General features: G+C 39.0%; 7 protein-coding genes and 1 pseudogene. 3 read left to right on the top strand and 5 right to left on the bottom strand.

Annotated elements, in window-relative coordinates:
* Positions 1-44 precede the first annotated feature (44 nt).
* The 5 genes and pseudogenes from ACESQI_RS01050 to ACESQI_RS01030 all read right to left on the bottom strand — a co-directional run bounded on the left by ACESQI_RS01050 (position 45) and on the right by ACESQI_RS01030 (position 16,404).
* The gene (locus ACESQI_RS01050; RefSeq protein WP_373125369.1) at positions 45-5,288 is read right to left on the bottom strand and encodes a RagB/SusD family nutrient uptake outer membrane protein; all 5,244 of its coding nucleotides are present in this window, start codon (positions 5,286-5,288) and stop codon (positions 45-47) included.
* 110 nt (positions 5,289-5,398) lie between these two features.
* A complete protein-coding gene (locus ACESQI_RS01045; protein ID WP_320908727.1) occupies positions 5,399-6,913 on the bottom strand; it encodes a RagB/SusD family nutrient uptake outer membrane protein in 1,515 nt (504 codons plus the stop codon).
* A 21-nt stretch (positions 6,914-6,934) separates the two neighbouring features.
* Positions 6,935-9,973 (bottom strand): TonB-dependent receptor, encoded by a 3,039-nt coding sequence (locus ACESQI_RS01040; protein ID WP_320908726.1) that lies wholly within the window; start codon positions 9,971-9,973, stop codon positions 6,935-6,937.
* Positions 9,974-9,991: 18 nt separating this feature from the next.
* A complete protein-coding gene (locus tag ACESQI_RS01035; RefSeq protein ID WP_223381727.1) occupies positions 9,992-11,758 on the bottom strand; it encodes a right-handed parallel beta-helix repeat-containing protein in 1,767 nt (588 codons plus the stop codon).
* A gap of 599 nt (positions 11,759-12,357) precedes the next feature.
* Positions 12,358-16,404, bottom strand: a pseudogene (locus ACESQI_RS01030) (two-component regulator propeller domain-containing protein).
* Between the two features lie 856 nt (positions 16,405-17,260).
* On the opposite strand from ACESQI_RS01030, the gene ACESQI_RS01025 reads away from it, so the two are divergent.
* Genes ACESQI_RS01025 through ACESQI_RS01015 form a run of 3 tightly spaced genes read left to right on the top strand, consistent with a single transcriptional unit; the run spans position 17,261 to position 22,779 of the window.
* Positions 17,261-18,607 carry a tetratricopeptide repeat protein gene (locus ACESQI_RS01025; RefSeq protein WP_373125368.1) on the top strand — a complete coding sequence of 449 codons (1,347 nt, stop codon included), beginning with the start codon at positions 17,261-17,263 and terminating at the stop codon, positions 18,605-18,607.
* 15 nt (positions 18,608-18,622) lie between these two features.
* Positions 18,623-20,554, top strand: coding sequence for a hypothetical protein (locus ACESQI_RS01020; protein WP_320908722.1), 1,932 nt, complete (start codon positions 18,623-18,625; stop codon positions 20,552-20,554).
* Positions 20,555-20,580: 26 nt separating this feature from the next.
* Complete coding sequence (locus tag ACESQI_RS01015; protein ID WP_320908721.1) at positions 20,581-22,779, top strand: T9SS type A sorting domain-containing protein; 2,199 nt, start codon at positions 20,581-20,583, stop codon at positions 22,777-22,779.
* Positions 22,780-22,785 lie beyond the last annotated feature (6 nt).

Raw genomic sequence — 22,785 nt, 5'->3', positions numbered from 1 at the left:
ATTATTTACCACCGTAGAAAATACGGTCCGGCACTGCGTTCATATCATTTCACAATCACCTTGGCTACTTCGCCACCGCATCTGATGATGTAACAACCCGTCTCCTGTATTACGAACGTCACCGAACCATCGGCTTCTTTCGCATCAACAAGCTTACCTGCCACGTCATAAACAGCCACCGTTCCGTTTACATTCTTAACCTGTATATGATCCTCACAAACAGTGACTTTCATGGCTTCTGCCAAGTTCATATCAGAAATACCGGTAGCATTCGGATCCTGCAATGTAAAGTAAACCGGTTCTCCTTGTTCCAGATGCAGGCTTACTTGCGTGTTACCATCAGCCAAAGTGGTAACTGAAACGCCATCAACAGCTTTCTGGAGTTTCCATTCGCCCTTTACAACAATCGTAGCATTGGTTTCCTGTTCAATCCACTTAAACAGATCGTGTGTTTTCGGGCGAAGGTTCGGATTAGCGGCTGCAAATGAGATACTTTTGGCTCCCGTATCGGCCTTCTCCATCAATAACAATTCCGAGTCGGAAGACTTCACATTGGCAAAGCCGAGTCCGTCTACTGCTCCAAAGAACGTGTAAGCTGTAATACCCTGCGATTTGTAAGTCAATGCATGCAATTTGTCATTCTGTGCCTCCACTTTAAAAATATCTCCTCCGTTACCAGCAAGTTTTGCAGATAATTGTTGCATCTTTTCGGGTGTGGTCCCCGGAACAGCCACAAACAGGTATTCTTTATTTTCCGGTTTTACCCCGTGGTCAATATAAGCCTTAGCAGCCATTACCGTATTCATATCGCCTGTAACATCACTGCCGTCTTCACGTGGAGCTGTTTGATTAGCGTGTTTGATAACAATCGGGTCATTGCCTTTCGGAATAAAATATCCCGTTGTTTGCGGAGTTACCAACCATACATCCTGCTCTGAGTTGTTAGTCATATTCTCTGCTCCCGGAGCCATCACCTGCCCGTTTACGACCAGGTCACCGCTAATACCTTCATGATCAATTCCCTGGAACAAATTCGTAGCCGTAATCATATCATCTCCATAACTACCTTTGGCACTGATACCACTACCCATACTGATGAGCATACCATCGAACGCATAAACCGATTTCTTAAATTGCAGGTTAGTCGGCGTAAACTGTTGACCTCCCCAATCATCACTTTGCAGGAAATCCGTTCCAAAGATACCGTACTGTCCCCAAGCCAATGCTCCGGAAAAATCCTTTTTCGAATACTGGCAGTAAGTACCTTCTGTACCTTTTCGTGGCATCATCTCTTTCCATGAAGTATAATGTACGGTAGTAGCTCCCGGTACCACATTCCAATCCCAGCCTCCGGACATTTTACTGCCTGTCGCATTGGGTGCTGTTTCAACAGGATATCCGCATACAGCCGGCCCACCATCATACATGACTTCCAAAGTACCATGGCTCTGGTAACGTCCGAACCGGTTACTGGTCGTATAAATTTCCGTACCCCAGAACTGAGTGGTGGCACTACGCATGGTAGCTACCCAGTTATTCTGCCGGTAAATACCAGCCGGACTATAATTAAACTGATAGTAACCATCCACTTTCGCCGGCTCTATATCATACTTATCCGTCATAAAGAAATAGTTATAGAATGCAGCTAATTCCATATCATATTTGGTACCTAAAATATCACCGCCACCTTCTATCAGGCGGTCCACATACCAGGCTTCTGACGGAACAATTCCACCGCCATCTGTATACGGATGTCTTCCGCAAAGACTGTTAGCTGCATAGTAGTCAGTTCTGTTTGCTCCCTTTACTGCCATCAGATACATGGATACGATCGCTTTACGAATACGTTCGTAAGAGTCTTTCTTTACCTGGAAACAAGTTCCTTTCAGCGTATAAATATAATTGCACCATGCTTTATAAGCATACATATATGCATTATAATGTGTATCGTGGTGGAAACCTGTTCCGTCCACTTTCAATACTTCCCGCCCAGCCGGAGTATAAATGGTATGCAACTCCATGAAGCGAACCATATCTTTCAAGTTCTGGATAGCCTCTTTCTGATCAGTAGGAGCAACAGCCAGTGCAAACAGATGCTTAAAGTAATTACACAGATAATCCGCATTCATCCAGGAAATCAGGTAATCATCATCGGCATATACCATATTTGCTTCGAGCATCCAGGTCATAGCCTTTATCATCTCTTTCCGCTGTTCCTCCGTATATTCGGACATTGCTGCTATAAAACCTGCAGGAATACCATCCACACTACCATAATGACTATATGTCAGACGTTCGAAATCATAGAAGATACCTTGATCTAAAATATAATCAACATAATCTTTCAATAAGTCTTTTGCTTCCTGATCTCCCTTCTTTGCATGGGCTGCCAGTGCTTGCACCCGTTGAGAAATATCAATCATAATATCGATTGTCAGCTCTTCGCTTCCTCCTAATGCAGGGCCATTAATCGAACCGTCTTCATTGCGGACCAGACCGAGAGACGACATATAAGATCGCAAAGTTTTCATCGTTACTGTTGTAGTAGGCACCGTAGCCAATGCAGTTTTCAACTTTTCAAAATCAGTAACTTCCTGCGCTGTAGGTTCATTAATCACTTTATTCTGACCGGCAGCATACGCTTTCAGCAATTGAACACGGTCTTTATACAAATACTCCAGGTCCGGCATCATCAAATCCTGATACAGTACTTTCCAATTGGAAGACTTAGGTGCATCAAAATTCACTTTATCCAGATATATCTTTGTATTACCTGCACTCTTTCCCACATAAGTAAACCGTATATCGGTAATAGTAGCTGCATTCTTATTTGCATAATCCGAGTAGAAACGGTTGAACTCACGCCATCCTTTAAAATTCATTGAGATATGACCGGTTTTCACCGCTTTACCGGTTTCGTCCAGATAGTCAATCGTAATCTGATCGTCACACGGTTGTGAGTTATGTATCTCAAAAAATGCGGACTGGCTGCCAATGGTAAACTCTCCGACAGAAACGGTCAGCGTTCCTCCGTCTTTCGTATCCCAGCATAAAGCCTGATTCCCTTCACTACGGTGTTCTTTACTCAATGATAGCGTACTGTTCACTGCACTCCACTGTTCCAATTCCGATACATTCTCAAAAGTAAATGCTTTTGGCTTGTTTGTTTCCAGTGCAGATAACTTATCGAAACGTACATCATCGATGTATGACTCTGCATTGTTCTGATTATAAAACAATATACAGAAGTTAGTCAGGTCTATATCTGTAGATTCTTCCACAGGTTTCGACTCCCAGAAGTCCGGTTCCACTTTCGATAAATCAAAGTCAATCATGTATTTAACCCAGTTATCGGTCAGTTTTAAGATAACCGATGCCTTTTTATTATCAGTCACATTATCTTGTTTCACAACAAAGAAACGACCTCCGGAAGCATCCGAGTCATCCTCTTTCGTAAGGAAAGTATATACTCTGAGCTGAGCTTCATTCATTGATTTGGCATAGAATGTCAAACGATAAATATCACGATCAGCTTTTCCTTTCATACGTTGTGCCAGGAAATCTTTATACCAGGTGCCGGGCGCTCCGGTCATTCTGGCAACCTTTCCATGCTCCGAGTCATCTACAACAGCAAACTGTACTACATTCGGCTGAGGATTGTTCGTAACCCATTCATTGAAGAGATAAGGTTGTGTTTTAAAGCCCCGAGTCAAATCTGCATTGTCGAAACCATTGTCTTTAATCTGTATAGCATACTTATCGTTTTCCGACGCTGGCAACGGCATCAGATAAATATCACGGTTACCGGCTGTTATGCCTCTCGCCTCATAAGAGGCCTTCACACGTGGATTATACAGATTTGCCTCATATACTTTTTCCGTTCTCACCAATTGGAACCATCTTTTGAATTCAGCAAAAAACTCCCATCCCCGTTCATCAAATACAGCCTTGTCAAAGTCGGCCTCATTCAATCCGGCAGCAAGTTCAGTTCCTCCGGCCCGGTTACGTATCTGATTTATACATTGGTATGCTAAAGCATCCGGCCCCTTATCCGCTTTATTCTGAGCCTCAGCATAAATCAACAGCACATCTGCATAACGATAGATAGGAGTAATGCCACTAGTTTGTGCACTCAGTGGTTCTATTCCTCCATAATCACGGTACTTATTAATAGCAGGGGAGCGCATTTCAGATACCTTAAAATCTTTCGCTCTTTTCCCCTCACCGAATTTTGTTACAAAATTAAAAGCCTTACGAGTGTCTTCCGGATAACGTTCATAGAAACAGGAATCGGCCAGATAATCACTCCAGGCACCTGCATTCTCTTCCATTGCCATGTAAGAGATACCATAATTACTGGATCCGACAATGGTATGGTTTAACGCTAAAATATGTTCCGTATCGTCTCCGCAAGTAGCCTCTTTCCACAAATCTTCGTAACGGGGCAATAGAGAATATTTTCCACTCTCAATCACCTCTTTGGCCGTTTCTTTTGCTAATACATATTTATCTGTCTGTTTAAGGGGCCATCCTGCCATAGTCAGATATACTTCCGCCAAGCAAGTCTTTGCTGCCCACTTAGTGGGGGTAGAATTGGCTCCGGCACTTCCTAAACGTCCCTGTTCCGGTAATTTCTCTGCCGCAGCCTGTAAATTTGGAATAATCACCTGATTATAAATGTCGCTTATCGCATTACGACCGATGATTGTGCTACCTAGAATATCTTCTTTCTGCTCCGAATCTTTATAAGCCGGCACCTCTCCAAACCAACGAACCAGTTGGTAATAGGCAAACGCTTTAAGAAAATGGGCCTCTCCTGCATATTGTACTTTGTCACTTTCGGTAAGAGTCGTTGAATTTTGAATTGTCTCCATCAAAAGATCACACTCTTTTATCAGTGCATACATATCCTGCCATATAATCTTCACATCCCCTTCAAAGGCAGCATCTACTTTCAGCTCGTCCATAGCATAATGACGCTTAGCTACCGATCCTCCGACAATATCATCCGCTCCTAATCCTAAAATCTGCGGGCGACAATTAAATCCCCAATTACCGCCCCATAGTGTAGTATATAGCTTATCGGCTGCCGCTTCCAATTCTGCTTTAGTCGTATAAGACGAAACAGCCGCTTTTACTTCCTGTAAAGACTGGCGCTGCAAGTGTTCGGAAACAACCTGAGCATGCGATACCTCGTTTGAATCAAACAAGTTTGCAGGAGCGAACCATGCCGCATAACCAATGCCGGCAGCCCCACATAATGTCAATGCTAATAAAATGTTTTTCATTGGATTTCTTTTTTTAAGTTAAGTTTCGCGAACTCTTATCTTCCGGTAACCGTAACAATCCGGCTATCGGCTGCCGGAGACAGAGCTCGCTAAACTACGTTTTTTCTATATTAATAGACTCTCGGATTAGCTTCAAAGCCACAATCAATCTGTTCCTGTTCGGGAAGTGGCATCAAATAGGTACGACGCTCTTCTTTGGTAATACCATTCTTTATCATAGATGCTTTCACACGCGGATTATTTTGATTCATCTCCCATACTTTTTCCGTTCTCACCAATTGAAACCATCTTTTAAACTCAGCGAAAAATTCCCAACCGTACTCATCAAACACGGCTTTATCAAACTCTTCTTCGTTCATGTTTTCCGCTTTGTCATACACTCCGCCTCCGGCCGCACGTTTACGAACATCATTCAGGCATTGGTATGCCAATGTATTGGGACCATGCTCTGCACGATTCTGAGCTTCAGCATAAATCAGTAATACTTCAGCATAACGATAAATTGGGGTAATACCCGAAGATTGAGCACTCATCGTTCCCCCGTTTTCTGTAGTTGTACCTCCATAATCACGATATTTATTGATGGCAGGAGAACGCATCTGTGTTACACGAAAATCTTTCGCTCTTTTTCCTTCACCCATTTTAGTGATAAAGTTGAATGCCTTTCGTTCATCGGCCGGATAACGTTCATAAAAGCAGGAATCTGCCAGATAATCACTCCATGCAGCCGTGTTTTCCTCCATTGCCATATATGAAATTCCGTAGTTACTGGCTTGATTTACCTTGTCATGAGGTAACGCGAACATATGCTCCGTCGCATCAAGCTTAGTAGCTTCTTTCCACAATTCTTCGTAATGCGGAAGCAGTGAATAACCTCCTTTATCAATAATTTCTTTTGCTTTGTCACGGGCAAGTGCAAAATTTTCTGTCTTTTTCAATGGCCACTCTGCCATGGTCAGGTATACATCAGCCAGACATGCCTTCGCCGCCCATTTGGAAGGAGTTTCATTTGAACCGTTATTCTTCCGTCCTCTTTCGGGCAGATACTCTTCGGCTATCTTCAAAGAAGGAACAATAATCAGATTGTAAATATCTTCTGTCTTGTTACGGGTAATGTTCGTACTCCCCAAAATGTCTTTATAACAAGTAGAATCGGTAAATCCGGGAACATCTCCAAAATAACGCACAAGATGAAAATAAGCAAATGCACGCATAAAATAAGCCTCACCCAAATAGGGTTTCTTGGCCTCATCGGCCATGGTAGGAGAAGCTTCCAAACCTTCTATAAGCTGATTACTTGCTTGTATCACGGCATATAAATACTCCCAAACCAAATCAACATCATTGCCATGTACATAAAACTCATCAATCAGATAATGACGTTTACTAACCGATCCTCCGATAATATCATCGGCTCCTAATCCTAAAATTTGGGGACGGCAATTGAATCCCCAGTTATTAAACCACAATTTTCGATATAAACCATCGGTCAGGCTTGTTACGTTGTCCTGATTATATTCAATATTCTCCGGAGTTGGAAAACTCAATGGCTCTTGAAATAAATCAGCACACCCGGAAAGCCCAATACAACCTGTAAAAGCTAACGCTACAATATATTTTTTCATAAATCAATCTGCTTTTTATTATTAAAACCCAAAATTCAATCCAATCAGATAATTACGTCCGTTAGGATAATATCCGTAATCGATCCCCGAAGTTAACGGACTTTTCAATGTAACCTCCGGATCGATGCCGGAATAACCGGTAAACAGGAATGGATTCTGAATAGAAGCATATATTCTCAATGTACTGATTTTCATACGTTTCACTATTAACTCCGGGAAATTATATCCCAATGTGATGCTCTTTACTTTCACAAAATCACCTTTTTCCACGTATTGTGAAACAGATTTCTTTGAATTACGCTTTGATATAAAACCGGCAATATCCGAATTCTCATTCTCCGGTGTCCAACGATTCAACCACTCCGGATTGGGGCCTAACTCCAACGGATTATCCCCTACTCCCAAACGTGCCGCACGCGTATAATTATAAATATCAAAGCCATGTACTCCAATAACAAACAGGCTTAAATCAAAATTCTTGTAGGTAAGTGTATTATTCCATCCCCATTGAAAAGAGGGTTGTCCATTACCGATAATGGTCTGGTCTTCCACCGTTATCTGCTTATCTTCGCTACCGTCCAGGTTCTTGTATCGATAAGATCCCGCCTCTGTTCCCTGTGGAGCATCAGCCAGTTCACTTGTTTTCCAAACGCCGTCACTTACATATCCCCACATTGTTCCAAGCTTTTCACCCTTTATATTACGGAAATAGTCGTTCTGATATCCACCGCTAATAATAGCATATTCCAAATCCCCGTCCAGGCTTTCAATAACTCCTTTATTGTGTGATAAAGTGATATTCGTATTCCACCTGAAATCTCTGGTAGCTACAGGATCGGCTCCGATAGTAACCTCAAAACCTTTATTACGTATTTCGGCTGCATTCTTCAAACGGGTCTTGAAACCGGTATATAACGGTGCAGTCACATCCAGTAAAGCATCCTTGGTCAGCTTATTATACACATCTACCGTAAATGTCAGGCGATTGTTGAATACTCCGAAGTCAATACCCGCATTCCACTGTTTTGTACGTTCCCACCGCAGACCTTTCGTTCCGATTCGCTTGGTTGTGAGAGTCAAATTATCATTTGCATCACGGGTTGCCTCCAACTCTGTCCAGGCAGAATATGCGGCTACAGCCTGATTTCCTGTTTCGCCATAACCGGCACGGAGTTTTAATTGACTCAGGAAATCAACATCACGCAAGAATGATTCTTCTTTCACATTCCATGCCAAAGCCATTGACGGGAATTGTTCCCATCTCTTCTCTGACGAAAGATTGGAAGAACCGTCATAACGCCAGGAAGCAGTCAGCATATACCGGTTCATAAGAACATAATTTACTCTTGCCATATAAGAAAGCATAAAGGACCGGGTATGTCCGGAAGAGCCATATACTTTTTTAGCCAAAGAGGTATTATTGGCACCTATTTCTTCGGAAATCAACTCACGACCTTCGCTCTTATTGTTCATATTATTACTATACTGTTGCTCAATAACGGCTGTAGCATTAATACGATGGTTCTTATTAAACTCTTTCACATAGGATAGAATATTCTGGTTCGTCCAAGAGTAATTCTGAGTACTGGTAAAAGTAGCAGAGTTATACCCACTATTCCACCCACTCAGGCTTCCTTTCGTATTGGTGTTCAATGCACTGGTATTCCCGAACCAGAAATTCTGAGTAGTCCGTAGCGTTAGTCCTTTCAAGATCGTAACATCTACATACCCCTGTATTGTAGAACTATAATAATAACCGTCTTTATCTACCTCATTGATATGAGCCATCGGGTTGAATTTACGTCCTCCCTGAATATCTTTGTGATGATAAGCTCCATCTTCATCTTTCGGTAAAACGGTATTCGGAAAATTCAGTGCATCCACCAATGTATTCTGCCATCCGCCAAAGTTCACCCCGGAATCTTTAGAGTAACTGCCATTAAAGTTCACACCTGCTTTTAACCATGGAAGAAGTTCTGTATCCACCTTCAAGCGGGCATTGATCAACTTGCGTTGCGACTCTTCAATCGTACCTTCGTTATAATTATAACGCCCGGAAAATACAAATTGAGTTTTCTCATTTCCTCCGGTCACCGACAATTCATGTGTGTGCTCCAACGCCACATCCCGGAAAATAGCATCCAGATAGTCATATCCACCTCCATTATAGAAACTTTTAACAGCATCTGCATCATAGAAAACCTGAGGATCCAAACCAGAGTTCCGGTTAATTTCTCTTCCGTAATCGTTTGCTAAATCGGCCATTTGTCCGGGAGACAAAACATCAGGAAGAGTATATGGCTTTTTAAAATTGACATATCCATTATAATTCATATTTACTTTTCCGGATTTTCCTTTTTTAGTCGTAATCAGGATGACTCCATTTGCCCCGCGTGAACCATAAACAGCCGTAGCAGAAGCATCTTTCAGTACCTCGACGGACTCTATATCACCCGGATTCAACATGCTCAATGTACCTCCGATAAAACCATCGACTACTACCAGCGGACCACCATCTGCCTTGATAGAGTTGGCTCCACGCACACGGATCGTAGCTCCCTGAGTAGGGTCACCCGAAGCGGAAACAATACTAACCCCTGCCATACGTCCCTGAAGTGCATTTTCAATATTATTAGTCGGCGTATTTTTCAGAATATCGTCTGCTTTAACAGAAGCAACCGCCCCCGTCAAATCCGACTTACGCTGTACACCATAACCTACTACCACTACTTCATCCAGAGCTTGTGTATCGTCCTGCAGCGTTATTGTCAAACTTTTCTTTCCTGCTACTTTGACCTCTAATGTCTGATAGCCGACAAAGGAGATTTTCAAAGTTGCATCACTCCGTACATTGTCCAACTTAAAGTTTCCATCTACATCTGTAATGGTACCCATTGTCGTACCTACCACCAGAACAGATGCTCCAATCACGCCCTCCCCGGCTTTGTCAATAACCTTACCAGTTATAGTTCCTACCTGTGCCCATACTATTTGCGTCATCAGGCAGCAAACTACAAACAGGCTCCACAACCTTTTTGTCGCCAAATTACTTTTTTTCATACTATTTTATTTCTAAAGTTATTTCACCAGAACTTTAAATGTCTTCGAACCGTTTACATTGCTGACTTTCACCAGATAGAAACCATTTCCGGACATGTTTATAGTGTTATCACCCGCAGCAACCGGCATAGTAAGTACCATTTCACCTACGATAGAGTAAACCTCTACAACCGAGTTTTCATCAGAAGTTACTACCAACTGATTCCCATAAGCCACCACCGAGGAACCGTTATCTGCTTTGTTCGGATAAATGCCAGTGAGTGCCGAACCCTGGTAAGCTCCCATATTGATTTTACCATTTACAATACGATTATTGCCGGCAATATCTTTCTTCATGAATTTTTCAACCCAGGCATCTTCCAGCTCACAATTATAGTCAAATTCAGTAGTACCGGAGTTTATGGCCAACGAAGCCTCCTTTAGAGAATAATCAGCTTTTGCAGACTCCTCTTTCTGAGTTGCATCCGTAGCAGCCCCTTTGAAAGAAGCAGGATTTACAAAAGGGGTAGCATCTACAACATTATTACTATTCGTTGCTTCTCCAAAATCAATCTCTGTATCAAAAGCACTGTATTCTATCCAACACTGTTCGTTATTAGCTGCAACCTCCACTGCTTTTTCTCTGCTTGCTTCGTTGTTTACTACAATATTATTATACCAGAAGGGGCTACCGGCACCATCAATATACAAAGTACCTTTATTATTGGCAATGGTATTATTCAACTGGGTACCTCCCTGAATGTCTATCAGTAACTGCTTACTTGTATTATTCACTATCAGATTATTAGCAAGAACCATATTGGAAACCGTTGTAATAAGAGCACTTCTCCATTCGTCTCCACTTTCTGCTGTATTTTGATTATTACGAATAATGTTGTTAGCAAAACTTGCCTGCACATTTGACTTTCCGGAAAGCACAGTACCAGAAACAGTCGTAGCATTTCCTTCAAACAGGCAGTCCGTTATCGCCATCGTGCCTTCTGACCAATCATAAGCAATTCCAATACATTTATCTGTATTATCTTTAAAAAGACACTTGGTAATCAGTACTTCGTCTGATTGATTCTGTGGTCCGCCATTATAATTATAAAGTCCAAAAGATTGCATTTTGTTAGCTTCAAAAACACAGTTCTCCATACGATTTGGCAAACTGCCTACTGCATAACCACAAAAATAAATCACTGAATTAGTCTTCGTCAAATCACCTAAATTGCTGTTATTCGCAAAATAACAATCACGTACTATGAAATTCTCTTCACCATAAACAAGAGTAGCATTAGCTGCGCAATTAATCACTTTATTATTCTGGAAAGTAACTGAATTTCTAAAATATAAAAAACGCCAGTCCTTGGTTACCTTATAATTATTAAAAGTAATTCCATCCACATACAGCATATCCCAAAGAGAACTTTTATCCTCACGTTCCATCAAACGGTTTTCATTCTCACCGGTAAAAATCGTTTCATTTGTAAAGTTCCAAGGTTCAGTTTGAGGATTAGGTCGTTGACGTACATCGACAGAGGTTTCTCCTTTGGCAAATCCACCATAAAAGCTTACTCCATTTTTCATCATAATAGATGTATTGAAAACGTAGGTACCTGCAGCAATATAAATGTCATCACCTTTATCGGCTTTGCTTATTGCCACATTCAAATCTTTCACTGCCGTCTCCCAGGAAGTCCCGGCATTGTTGTCATTACCATCAGTAGTTACATAGATTACTTTCGCACTCATGCCTGAGCAGAGAAACAAAGCACACATTGCGGAGAATAATGTCTTTTTCATACTATAAATTTTAAAATTGATAAGTTTTACATCGGTTTTTGATGCAACAAAAGTGGAATAAATATGAAAGAGAGGGATGCATATTGCGTACTTAAAGGAGGCACATCAAGTACAATTCACCGATACACAACATGCAGGAATTATTCTGTACGCAATGTGCACCTGATTGTACGCATAGTGCACATTCATTTAATAAACTTCGTATTAAACTTACTCCTGCTATTACATTAACATTATTAACACCTTTCTTTAACAAACTCCCTCTGCCTTGTAAGAGTGTACACTTTTGCACTACAAAACTGTACATCTTTGCATAACAAGAATGTACAATTAACACATGAATAAATGTACACTTTTACAAGACATTAAATAAGAGGTTATTATCTATTATAAATCAAACGATTACATAATATCAACGAAGTATATTCTACCTAAAATTTTCTTATGAGAAATATCTGTAATTACTTTTTTGACTACTACGTATTTACCGAATGAATCCAATATAAGAGGTGAAGAGAATATCACGTACATAAAAAACGACTGATACAGAATAGGGCATATATCATACACCAAAGATTTATACGATGATGAACGCCTCTTTACCGGCCAGTTTCCTCTTCCGTTTCTTCCACATCCTCGTCCTTATTACCCGTGCGATAGAATAATGGGCTGATACCATATACTTCCTTAAAGCAACGGCTGAAGTAACGGGGAGAGCTAAAACCTGTCTGGTCTGCCACCTCAGCTATTGACAAGAACAATTCATTCTTCAGAAGATAAGCGGCTTTTTTCAAACGAATTGTCAAAATGAAATCGTTCGGAGTTTGTCCGGTAATAGCTTTCATTTTAGAGAAGAAGTTGGTGCGAGAGATACACAACTCACGAATCACGTCATTCAGACTAAACTCTGCATTATCCATATTCTTTTCAATAATGGTAACGGTACGGTCCAACAGATCTTTATCCATCGGATTGGTTGCTAACATCTGAACACGGGTCTGTGGCTGTTTACTAAACTTCTCCTGCAATACGATACGACTGTTCACCAGATTATTACACCTGGAAATAAGCAGGTTCACATTAAAAGGTTTCGTAATATAATCGTCCGCACCAATACGCAGGCCTTCAATGGTATGCTCTATCGCAGTACGGGCCGTCAATAGAACAACCGGAATATGACACGTTTCGAAATCCTGCTTTATCTGTTTGCAGAGTTCAATACCGGTCATTTTAGGCATAACCACATCGCTAATAATAAGATCAGGCATTCTATCACGAGCCTCTTTCAATCCTTCTTCTCCATCCGCAGCGGTTATTATCTCATAATAAGGTTCAAACAGACCCGCCAACATTTCTCTTAAAGAGTCATTGTCCTCCACAATCAGTACTTTCGCTCCTTTGATACGTTCCTTCACCGTATCGTCCAACACCTGCTGTTCAACCATGAATTTCGATTCGACTATGACTGCTGCTTCCTCTTCTTTCGGCTCCTCTGTCTCTATCTGTTCTGCGGTGAAATGGGCATTTCCTAACTTTAACGCAATAGTAAACGTTGTCCCACTCGTCTGATTGCTACTAACCTCAATCCGCCCCTTATGTAACTCCACAATACCTTTGCTCAAGGCCAGCCCAATACCTGTTCCCTGAGTATTCTCCGGATCATTGCTGGTTTGATAGAAGCGTTCAAAAATCTTCCCTGCTTCTTCCGGCTTGATTCCTTTACCACTGTCCTGCACTTCAATAATAGCTTCTTCTCCTCTCTTACTGATGTTGATGGAGATACTTCCTTTCTCTGGAGTATACTTAAAAGCATTTGACAGCAAATTATTAATAACTTTCTGCATCTGACGCGAGTCATACCAAACCTCCAACTGATCCTGATCCTTATTGAAATAGAATTTGATATGCCGGGTAGATGCATATTCGATATAAAGCAGATAGTTTTCATATAAGAAGTCAACCAGATTATGCCTGCTCACCTTTATCTTCATATGACCTTGCTCCTGCTTGCGAAAATCAAGTAATTCACTGATCAATCCCCGTAACTGGAGCCCGTTCTTATAAACATTCAGAAGTTTATTGTAAATAGCCGGTGGAAACGACTGTACCTGCAGTAACATTTCAATCTGCCCCACAATAACCGTCAACGGAGTACGGAACTCATGAGAAATATTAGTAAAGAAACGGAGTTTAGATTGGTTCAGTTCTTCTACATCCCGAATGTGCTGTTTCTCGTATTTAAGAGATTCCTGCAATTTTATTCTTCCATGATAGGTCCTCACTATATAATAAAGAAGGCTAATCGTAATGACAACATAGATAAGATAAGCCCAGATCGTTTTGTAAAAAGGAGGAAGAACGGTTATGTTAAGACGATATTCCGGTTGGTACACATTATTAATTCCTGTCGGTTTTACAATCAGGGTATAGTCACCCGGTGACAGATTGGTATAAGTAATAGTACGTTGCTTGTATATCTTTGTCCAACCATTGGAAAATCCCTCTAACCGATATACAAACTCATGCTGATTGGCAGCAATATAGTTAGAAACGGCAAATTCCAGATTCAAAACCGAATGATCACTTTTCAGCGTAATAGCAGAGGTGTCATAAAAAGAAGATTTCAGAATACCTGTCTTGTCATTGATACCCACTTCTTCGCCATTCACCCAAAGTCCTACCGGAAAGATATCATAAGGTTTAGGAGGAATATTGAGACTTTTTTCATAGAATGAAACCATCCCTTTGATACCTCCCAGAAATATTTCACCATCTTTACATTGATATAATGAGTTCTCATTCAGCGTAGTGAAAGGAAAGCCATTCTCATTATCATAATTGTAAAACAACTTCGTGTAATAATCAAAAAGGGTGAATCCCTGATTAGTGGTCAGTAACAATTTGCCGTTTAAAGACTCTGTTACAGCATAGATACAATCACTGCCTAAACCGTTCTTCTTAGAATTGAAATTCTCAAATTTACCTGTCTCCCGGTAATAAACGTCAATGCCGGAACTAATCGTTGAGAACCACAGATTGCGATGACGATCTTCGGTTATACAGGTGATCATATTATCGCTTAAACAATTTGTCTTCTCCGGATCATATCTGTAATTCACCAGCTCCTTCGTATCAAAATGGTAAGCATATACGCCATGTCCCTCTACCCCAATCCACAAGAGTCCCTCCGAATCTATTTTCAAACGATGAGAAAACAGATTTAATAACAGAGTAAAGTTTCCCGTTTCGGGATTGAATTGAAAAACACCATCATAAGAAGCCAGCAGCAATTCATTTTTATAGGGAATAATGTCCAGTATTACATTAGACAATTGCTTTCCTGCCACATCAGGAAGTTTATAAGTGGTAATTCTGTCTGTTTTTAAATCCAGTTTGTTAAGCCCCTCCTGATGAGTACCGATCCAAAGTGCCTCTCGCTTTTCGTCATAGTACAAAGCTTTTATGTTATTATGCGAAAGAGAGTTGTGTCCCTCTTTATGCTTATACTACTTGAAACGCTTGTTGGTACGATCATAGAAGTCCAGCCCACCTCCTTCGGTAGCAATCCATAAATTTCCACTCTTGTCTTCTGCAAAACAACCGATCACCGGAAAACTAAGTCCCTCGTTCTCGTGCAATCCGGGACGATAATGGGTATAAATTTCATATTCGGGATTAAAATAGTTCACCCCACCGAAATAGGTGCCCACCCAGAGAGTTCCCTGGTGATCTTTAATAATGCAATAAACAGAAGCATTACTCAGACTACCTGGTATATCTGTAGAAGTATAATAGACAAATTCGTTTTTCTTCTTATCAAACTTATCCAAACCATTGAAAGTTGCAATCCATAGGTTTCCCTGATTATCTTCACAACAATCTCTTACGGAGTTGGATGATATACAATGTGTTCTATCTGCTCCTCCATCCGTATAATGTACTGTTCCATTGTCAGATATGTGGTAAAGTCCGTCTTCCCAAGTACACACCCAAATGTCACCGGATGAATCCTGATAAAGATTAAAAACATTACATTGAGGTAAAACACACAACTGCTTCATTTCTCCTTTCTTCAAGCAATACAATCCATCCCCCCGGGTCCCAAGCCACAACCGTCCGGTTTTATCTTTCAATAAAGAAGAGACCTGTATATCTCCCTCTAAAGAACAATAAGGTTTTACCTGATGATTCAGAACATCATAAGAATAAACAGAACCATTACCACCTATCAATAATGTATCAGAACTATAGGTAATTGAATGCCCCGGCCCTTTCTGGATTGTTTCAAACGTTTCGGAATACATATCAAAAATACATATTCCCTCAATTGTCTGTATATATAAATGTCCCTTACCATCCCCACAAATCCTCCTGACATCTTTTCCAACAATAGAATGTTCATTCCCACGCTCCGGCTTATAACTCCGCACCCAATTACCATTGTATACATTCAATCCGTCACGTGTTCCTATCCATATCCTGCCAAGTTCATCTTTATATAAACAGTAGGCTGTGAACTGTGAAAGTCCATTCTCAGTAGATAAATAGTTGAACGATATGTCTTGTGCGACAAGCTTGGTAACCCAAAATAGTGAAATAAGGAATAAGGTAATCCTACTTATATTCTGATGCTTTATGTTTTTCATACCAGAGACGAATTAGATTCTTTATTGCACAAAAATACGATAAATAAGAATCACGCCCAACTCTCTCATTAATAAAAAGACAAGCAGGTTATTTACTACGCACCTTCTTCATCCTTTTATAAGACCGGTGTCCATATATAGTTACCACTACAAAAAAAATAAATGGAAGTATAAACGACAAATTCACTGCCGGCATGCCAAACAAAACCGATTGTAAATCGGGCATAATAACTTATAGATTATATCAATTATCACTATCCCAAAGTACCTCTTTTTCAATAGTACATTTATTTCAGGAAGTGTAAATACTACAATCTTCAGCTACTCTCAGAAGCAATGCCGTTTCCACAATTTAAAATAAATAACAAAATTAACAGACCAAACATCAAAACATACATGACAACCGATACAAAATCCGTCTACTTTTGTAAAATCCATTAAAATTAATACTATGTACACACACATGGCAAAACTATTAAGAGTCTTATCGATTATTATACTTATATTAATAAGCATCGCAATCACATTCGATAGCGGCATATTCGTTTACCCCTCCTTATCCAACACCTTATTTTTTTCTATATTAGTATCTTTATTAACTTTAATAACAGCGTTTTATGCGATACATAACACCAGTTATGAAAAAGTATCTATATATAGCTGTATTGTGTTTTTTTGGGGAGTATACATTCTGTTACACTGCTACCACACTAATGGCGAATACTACCGTTCTCTCTATTTAATTTCAAGTATCATCTACCTGATAACACTTTCTTTTTTAATACGGATACAAATCATAAACATTACATTTATAAAAAACATTCTTCTCTGTATTGCAATTATCCAGTTGGTATTTATGCTCGGACAATCTTTAAACATTATTGACTCATACAGTAAATATTTCCCTATTTCCGGCACAAATGAAAATCCAAACACGAATGCAATTTTCATACTTTGCTGTTTGCCCATTCTTATTGAAAGAATCAGGAACCTTGATAAAACATTTATTTACAAAATTCTATTCGGATGTATACTTCTATTTTTATTCATATTGAAATGCAGGACTGCTTATATTGGAGGTGCCATCCTATTAGCCACTTACCTCCTTTCCGGCAAACGTATCCATCGTTTTTGGAAAAAAAGCAACTATATAAGAAGAGCCTTATTACTCTCCCTTTTATGTACAACAATCTTTTTTACCGGAATACATATTTATCAAATTAAGAAGGATTCTGCCGACGGGCGTTTACTCATTTGGAAACTTAGTACGGAAATGGTTGCAAAAAATCCGATTGAAGGCTACGGATATGGATTATTCGAGAGAAACTATAACTTGAAACAAGCATCCTACTTTTGCAGCCAACCATCAACAACAGAACACCAAAATGCTTCTTTAGTTGCAATGGCCTATAATGACTATCTGGAACAAGCCATAGAAGGAGGTATCACAGGTTTCATCTGGTATCTGGGATTTTTCATATTACTTGGCTATCTGGCTATTCGACAAAAAAACAGAGAAGCATTAGCTATTGTATTAGCCATTGCCATAATGGCGTTATTCAACTTCATATATGCTGCAATAACCACTTGGTTTTTACTACTAAACTATGGAGCTATTTTATTGGCTGCATCCAATAACCGATTTAGTCTCCCTACCCTAATTAAAAGACTAATCAGCATTATCTTTTGCTGTATCGCATCCATACTGCTATATCATCAATGCAGAGTAATCAATGCGCAAATAGGGCTTAAAAAAAGTATCGGACTAATTAAAGAAAGACGATTCGAAGAAGCCGGCAATCTTTTAGCCCGACTTTTAGAACAAGCAAGTACTTCCGAAGCCTTCCTTACACAATATGCCAACTCATTAGCTAAACAAAAACGATATGAAGAAGCTATACCCATATATAAAAAAGCTTCCCTGTATACTTCCAATATATCTCTTTACTATCGTATGGCCGATTGCTATGCCCATTTATCACAATATAGCGATGCATTAACCACTTTGAAAACCATAGCTGCCATTATACCCACAAATCTACGTTCCAGATATCAGATAATGTGTTTACAACGACATATTCAAGACATAGAAGGAGCCCGCCAAACTGCCTTGGAAATTATAAATATATCTCCCAAGGCCTATAACCCCAAAGCAGAGCAATATAAAAAGCAAGCTCGAGAATTTTTAGAACATTCCAAATAATAAATCTGCAATAATATGAGAATCAGAATCACTTTCTTACTGCTGCTGTCTTTCACTGTTCCTTCGTATAGTATAGGACAGACAACAGAACAACTGAACAAAGTATTGGCCCATTATACTACCAGCCCGACAGATAGCTTAAAATACAAAGCCGCCTTATTCCTTATAGAGAACATGCAAGATTACAAAGCTCCCTATGGTAAAGCGATTGATAGTTACAAACAGAAAATCCATGCTTTAACCCCTCCCGTCAGCACCAAAACAGTAAAAGCTGCCTGGCAATCATCTATAATGGAATACTCCCCCAAAGAAATAATATGGGTTAACGATTCTGATACCATCTCATCCGAATTTCTGATAGAAAATATCGAACAGGCTTTTCTGTCATGGGAAAATGCCCCGTGGCATAGCCAGATATCATTCGAGCAGTTTTGTCGTCTGATATTACCTTATCGAACAATGAACGAACAACTGACTTTAGGATGGAGACAAACGCTACAACAAAAATACGGCGCCATTATAGAAGGAATAACAGATATTAAACAAGCTTTTTCTCTCCTATCCGATTCTATTATAAAATCCGTTCGACAAGCAACCCCCTTATGCCCCTATTCACCGGATGTATTAACCATAGATAAGCTGCAACAAGCCAATTGCTCCCAACGTTGTATTCTGCAAACCGCTATTCTTCGTTCACTGGCTATTCCTGCCACATTAGATATGGTACCCAGATGGGCTAACTATAGCACCCTCGGACACACTTGGGTGTCATTAGTATTAAACAACGACGAAACCTACACACTTTATGAAAAAGACAAAGAAGCAAAACGATTCAACAAAATCGATGCGTCCGAGTTTCCTGTAACTTATCGACCTGCACCGACAGACAGATATCCGTTTCGCATAGACTCTATAAAAAAAGTATCAAAAGTTTATCGTACCACATTCAAAACGCAGTCCTACCCGATAGAAATGCAAAAGGTTCCAAGTCTAAATGATAGTCATATCTACGATGTTTCAGCAGAATATGGTTACACAGATTCTATATCCCTGAACATCAAAGAAGCAAACAACGAACTTTTATGTTTATGCACTTTCAGTACAGGAAGGAATTGGCAACCTATAGCAATAAGCCGCGCTCAAGATAGCCTAATCACATTCAATAATATAGGAACAGATATTGTATACGTCATTGCACGCCCTCATGGCGATCATATCCATGCCGTATCCTATCCTTTTTTATTACAGGACAGCGGCAATATAAGATATTTCATTCCGGATACCATACAAAAGGAAACAATAACCCTCTATCGTAAATATCCAGTATTCTCTAATTGGAGCAATCAATGGGGTAATATGATTGGAGGGCGTTTCGAAGGAGCAAATAGCCCCGACTTTAGTGATGCCGTTTTACTTAACAGCATTCGTACAATGCCGTTTGGAGGTAATATTCTACAAATCAACAATTCTAATTCTTTTAGATATTTACGCTATAAAACTCCAATTACAAGCAGAACGTCTTTAGCCGAACTTACTTTCTATACCCAAACACCAATTGGTATAAGAAAAATAATAGGAATCCCAATAGGTTATAAAGTTCCAAACGAAGAATTGCATTTTGCTTTCGATGGCGATCGCGAAACAGTAGCCAATACTAAAAGTACTAAATATTGGATTGGACTTGATCTAGGTGAAAACAAAGAGCAATCTGTATATATAATTAAATTCACCCCAAAGTCTGATACAAACAGTATGGAACCCGGACATCTTTATGAACTTTATTATTTTGATAAAAAATGGCATTCATTAGGACGTCAAGTTTGTACAGACGATTTTCTGATTTATGAGCATGTACCTAAAAATACCATTCTATTATTAAAAGACCGAACAAAAGGTAAAGAAGAACGAATATTTTATCACGATGCCGGACTACAAATCTGGTATTAATTTAATAACTCAAATATTTAATAATTATGAAGAAGAAAAAAGTATTAATTACATTGCTTCTAAGTATATTCGGGAGCTACGTAAACGCTCAATTCAGCAAGCAACTTACCCCAAAAGAACTAAACACATTTCAAATCCAAGGAGATACGTCTAGAGTATGGGAAGCAAAAAAACAGTTTTTTTCTCATTTTACCATTAATGACAATTATATAAAAGAAGTAAATTCTATTATCGATTACTACGAAACTAAAAAACAACTTTTAGAACACAAAAGTACAGAAATGGATAATATATCGGAAGACCTTAATCGCCTAAAAGAAGAATATAGCAAACATATTTGCACTATTCTATTTTTGAGCGGAAATTATTTATCAACGCCTAATTATCAACTGGCATTTTCTCTACGCAATAGTCTCCATTTATCCGAAGAAACTTTGAGAAATCTAGCTCAAAAAGCCGTCGAGATAAAAATAGATGAAAAAGAAGAGCAAGATTATTGGCAGATAGAATTTAAAGAATTATCTAGTATTTTAACTAATGAGCAAATGGATTATTTCCTCCGAAAGAAAAACTCTCAAGAAAGTTGGCAAAAGACACATCGCGCATGGGAACTTTTCCGCAAATCACGAAAGTATAATAACAAAGATAGCATTGCTATTTGTGGAAAATTATATAGTTATTATAGTAAAATAGCAATTGCAAATGAATTATATGCTAATGACCCAATACTAAAAAAAGAAGCATATATCGGAATTAAAAAATTTGCCCCATCTATCATTTTTTCCATTGAAGCACTGCAGAGGAGACAAAAAAAGCAAAAGAAAAATAACTCCTCAAAACATACTGAAAAAGCTATTCCTACAATAAAAGAACAATATTTATGGGCAGAACATTCAAATCAATCAATTGAAGAAGACTACAAGGCCAAACGAGCTATAATGTTAGCATTAGGAGCACAAGGAAGAATTGATAGAAACACTGCATTCACAAATCTTTCCGAATATTCTCGTCAAGGTAATGCCACGGCTATGAATGCAATAGGATTAATGTATTTAAAAGGATACGGAACCCAAGCAGACACTATTATGGCTCTAAATTGGTGGGAAAAAGCAGGAGCACACGGGTGTTCTGATGCTTACAATAATATTGGATTATTCTATAAAACAGAAGACAATTATTTAAATCTTGAAAAAGCCTACTCATATTTTTCTAAAGCTGCTGAAAAAGGTAATCTGATAGGATGCTATTTTACAGGTTACATGCTTTACAAAGGATTAGGATGTGAACAAAGTTATGAAAAAGCAATAGAATATTTTAAAATAGGCGCCAAAGATAGCTATGCACCTTCACTATATATGCTTGGACTTTGCTATCGTAATGGGTATGGAATAGAACAAAACGAAGCAACAGGAAAACTATTCTTACAACAGGCTGCATCTCAATCATACAAACAAGCTTTAAAAGAACTAGAACAACCTATGCCGGAAAACAACCATTCTACTTATAGAATCTTAAAACAAAAAACAAATCAAGTTCCAGCGTATCCACAAATCAGAATACCTTCAAAAGAAGTAAAACAAATTAAAAAAGGAGAATATACTGGTAGTTTAATAACTTATGACTGGAGTGGAAAATATATAGTTTCAGAAGTTCCATTAAAACTAATACTCTCTTCACAAGGAAAACAAATTACAGGCGAGTGGTATGAAGGAGAGAAAGAGCCAATTTCAATAGCAGGAGAGCTTAAAGGGAGCAAACTTATTTTCACAAATAGCACAAATAGAGCAAAAAGAATTAATGGAAGATATAAGAATATGACACAATCATTTTATCTTCAAGAAGCAGACATACAAGTAATAGAAGTAGAAAATGAAATATCAATATTAGGAACAATACAGATGTACTCTGTATCAGCTAAAGAGAAAGAGCGTCCAATGTATTTATCCATCACCAAAAAGAATAAGAAAACTGAAAAAAATAGAGTAACAGCATATCCCAATCCTTTTGCTCAGGAATTAAATTTACTTATAAATATGCAAAATACAGATAAAGTACGTCTATTTATTTATAGTATAAAAGGAGAACCAATTTATCAATATGATGCAGGTGTAATTTCAATGGGAGAACAGCACATCACTGTCTATCCCAATTTAACAAGAGGAACTTATATAGTAAAAGTCTTTATAGGAGAAGAAGAAAATCAATTAACAATAATATCTAAATAATCAGTA

This window comes from Bacteroides sp. HPS0048, from assembly GCF_964240755.1.
In the GTDB taxonomy this organism is placed as follows: Bacteria; Bacteroidota; Bacteroidia; order Bacteroidales; family Bacteroidaceae; genus Bacteroides; species Bacteroides nordii.
The sequence above is the reverse complement of the archived record's forward strand: the minus strand, read 5'-3'. Positions and strand labels throughout refer to the sequence as shown.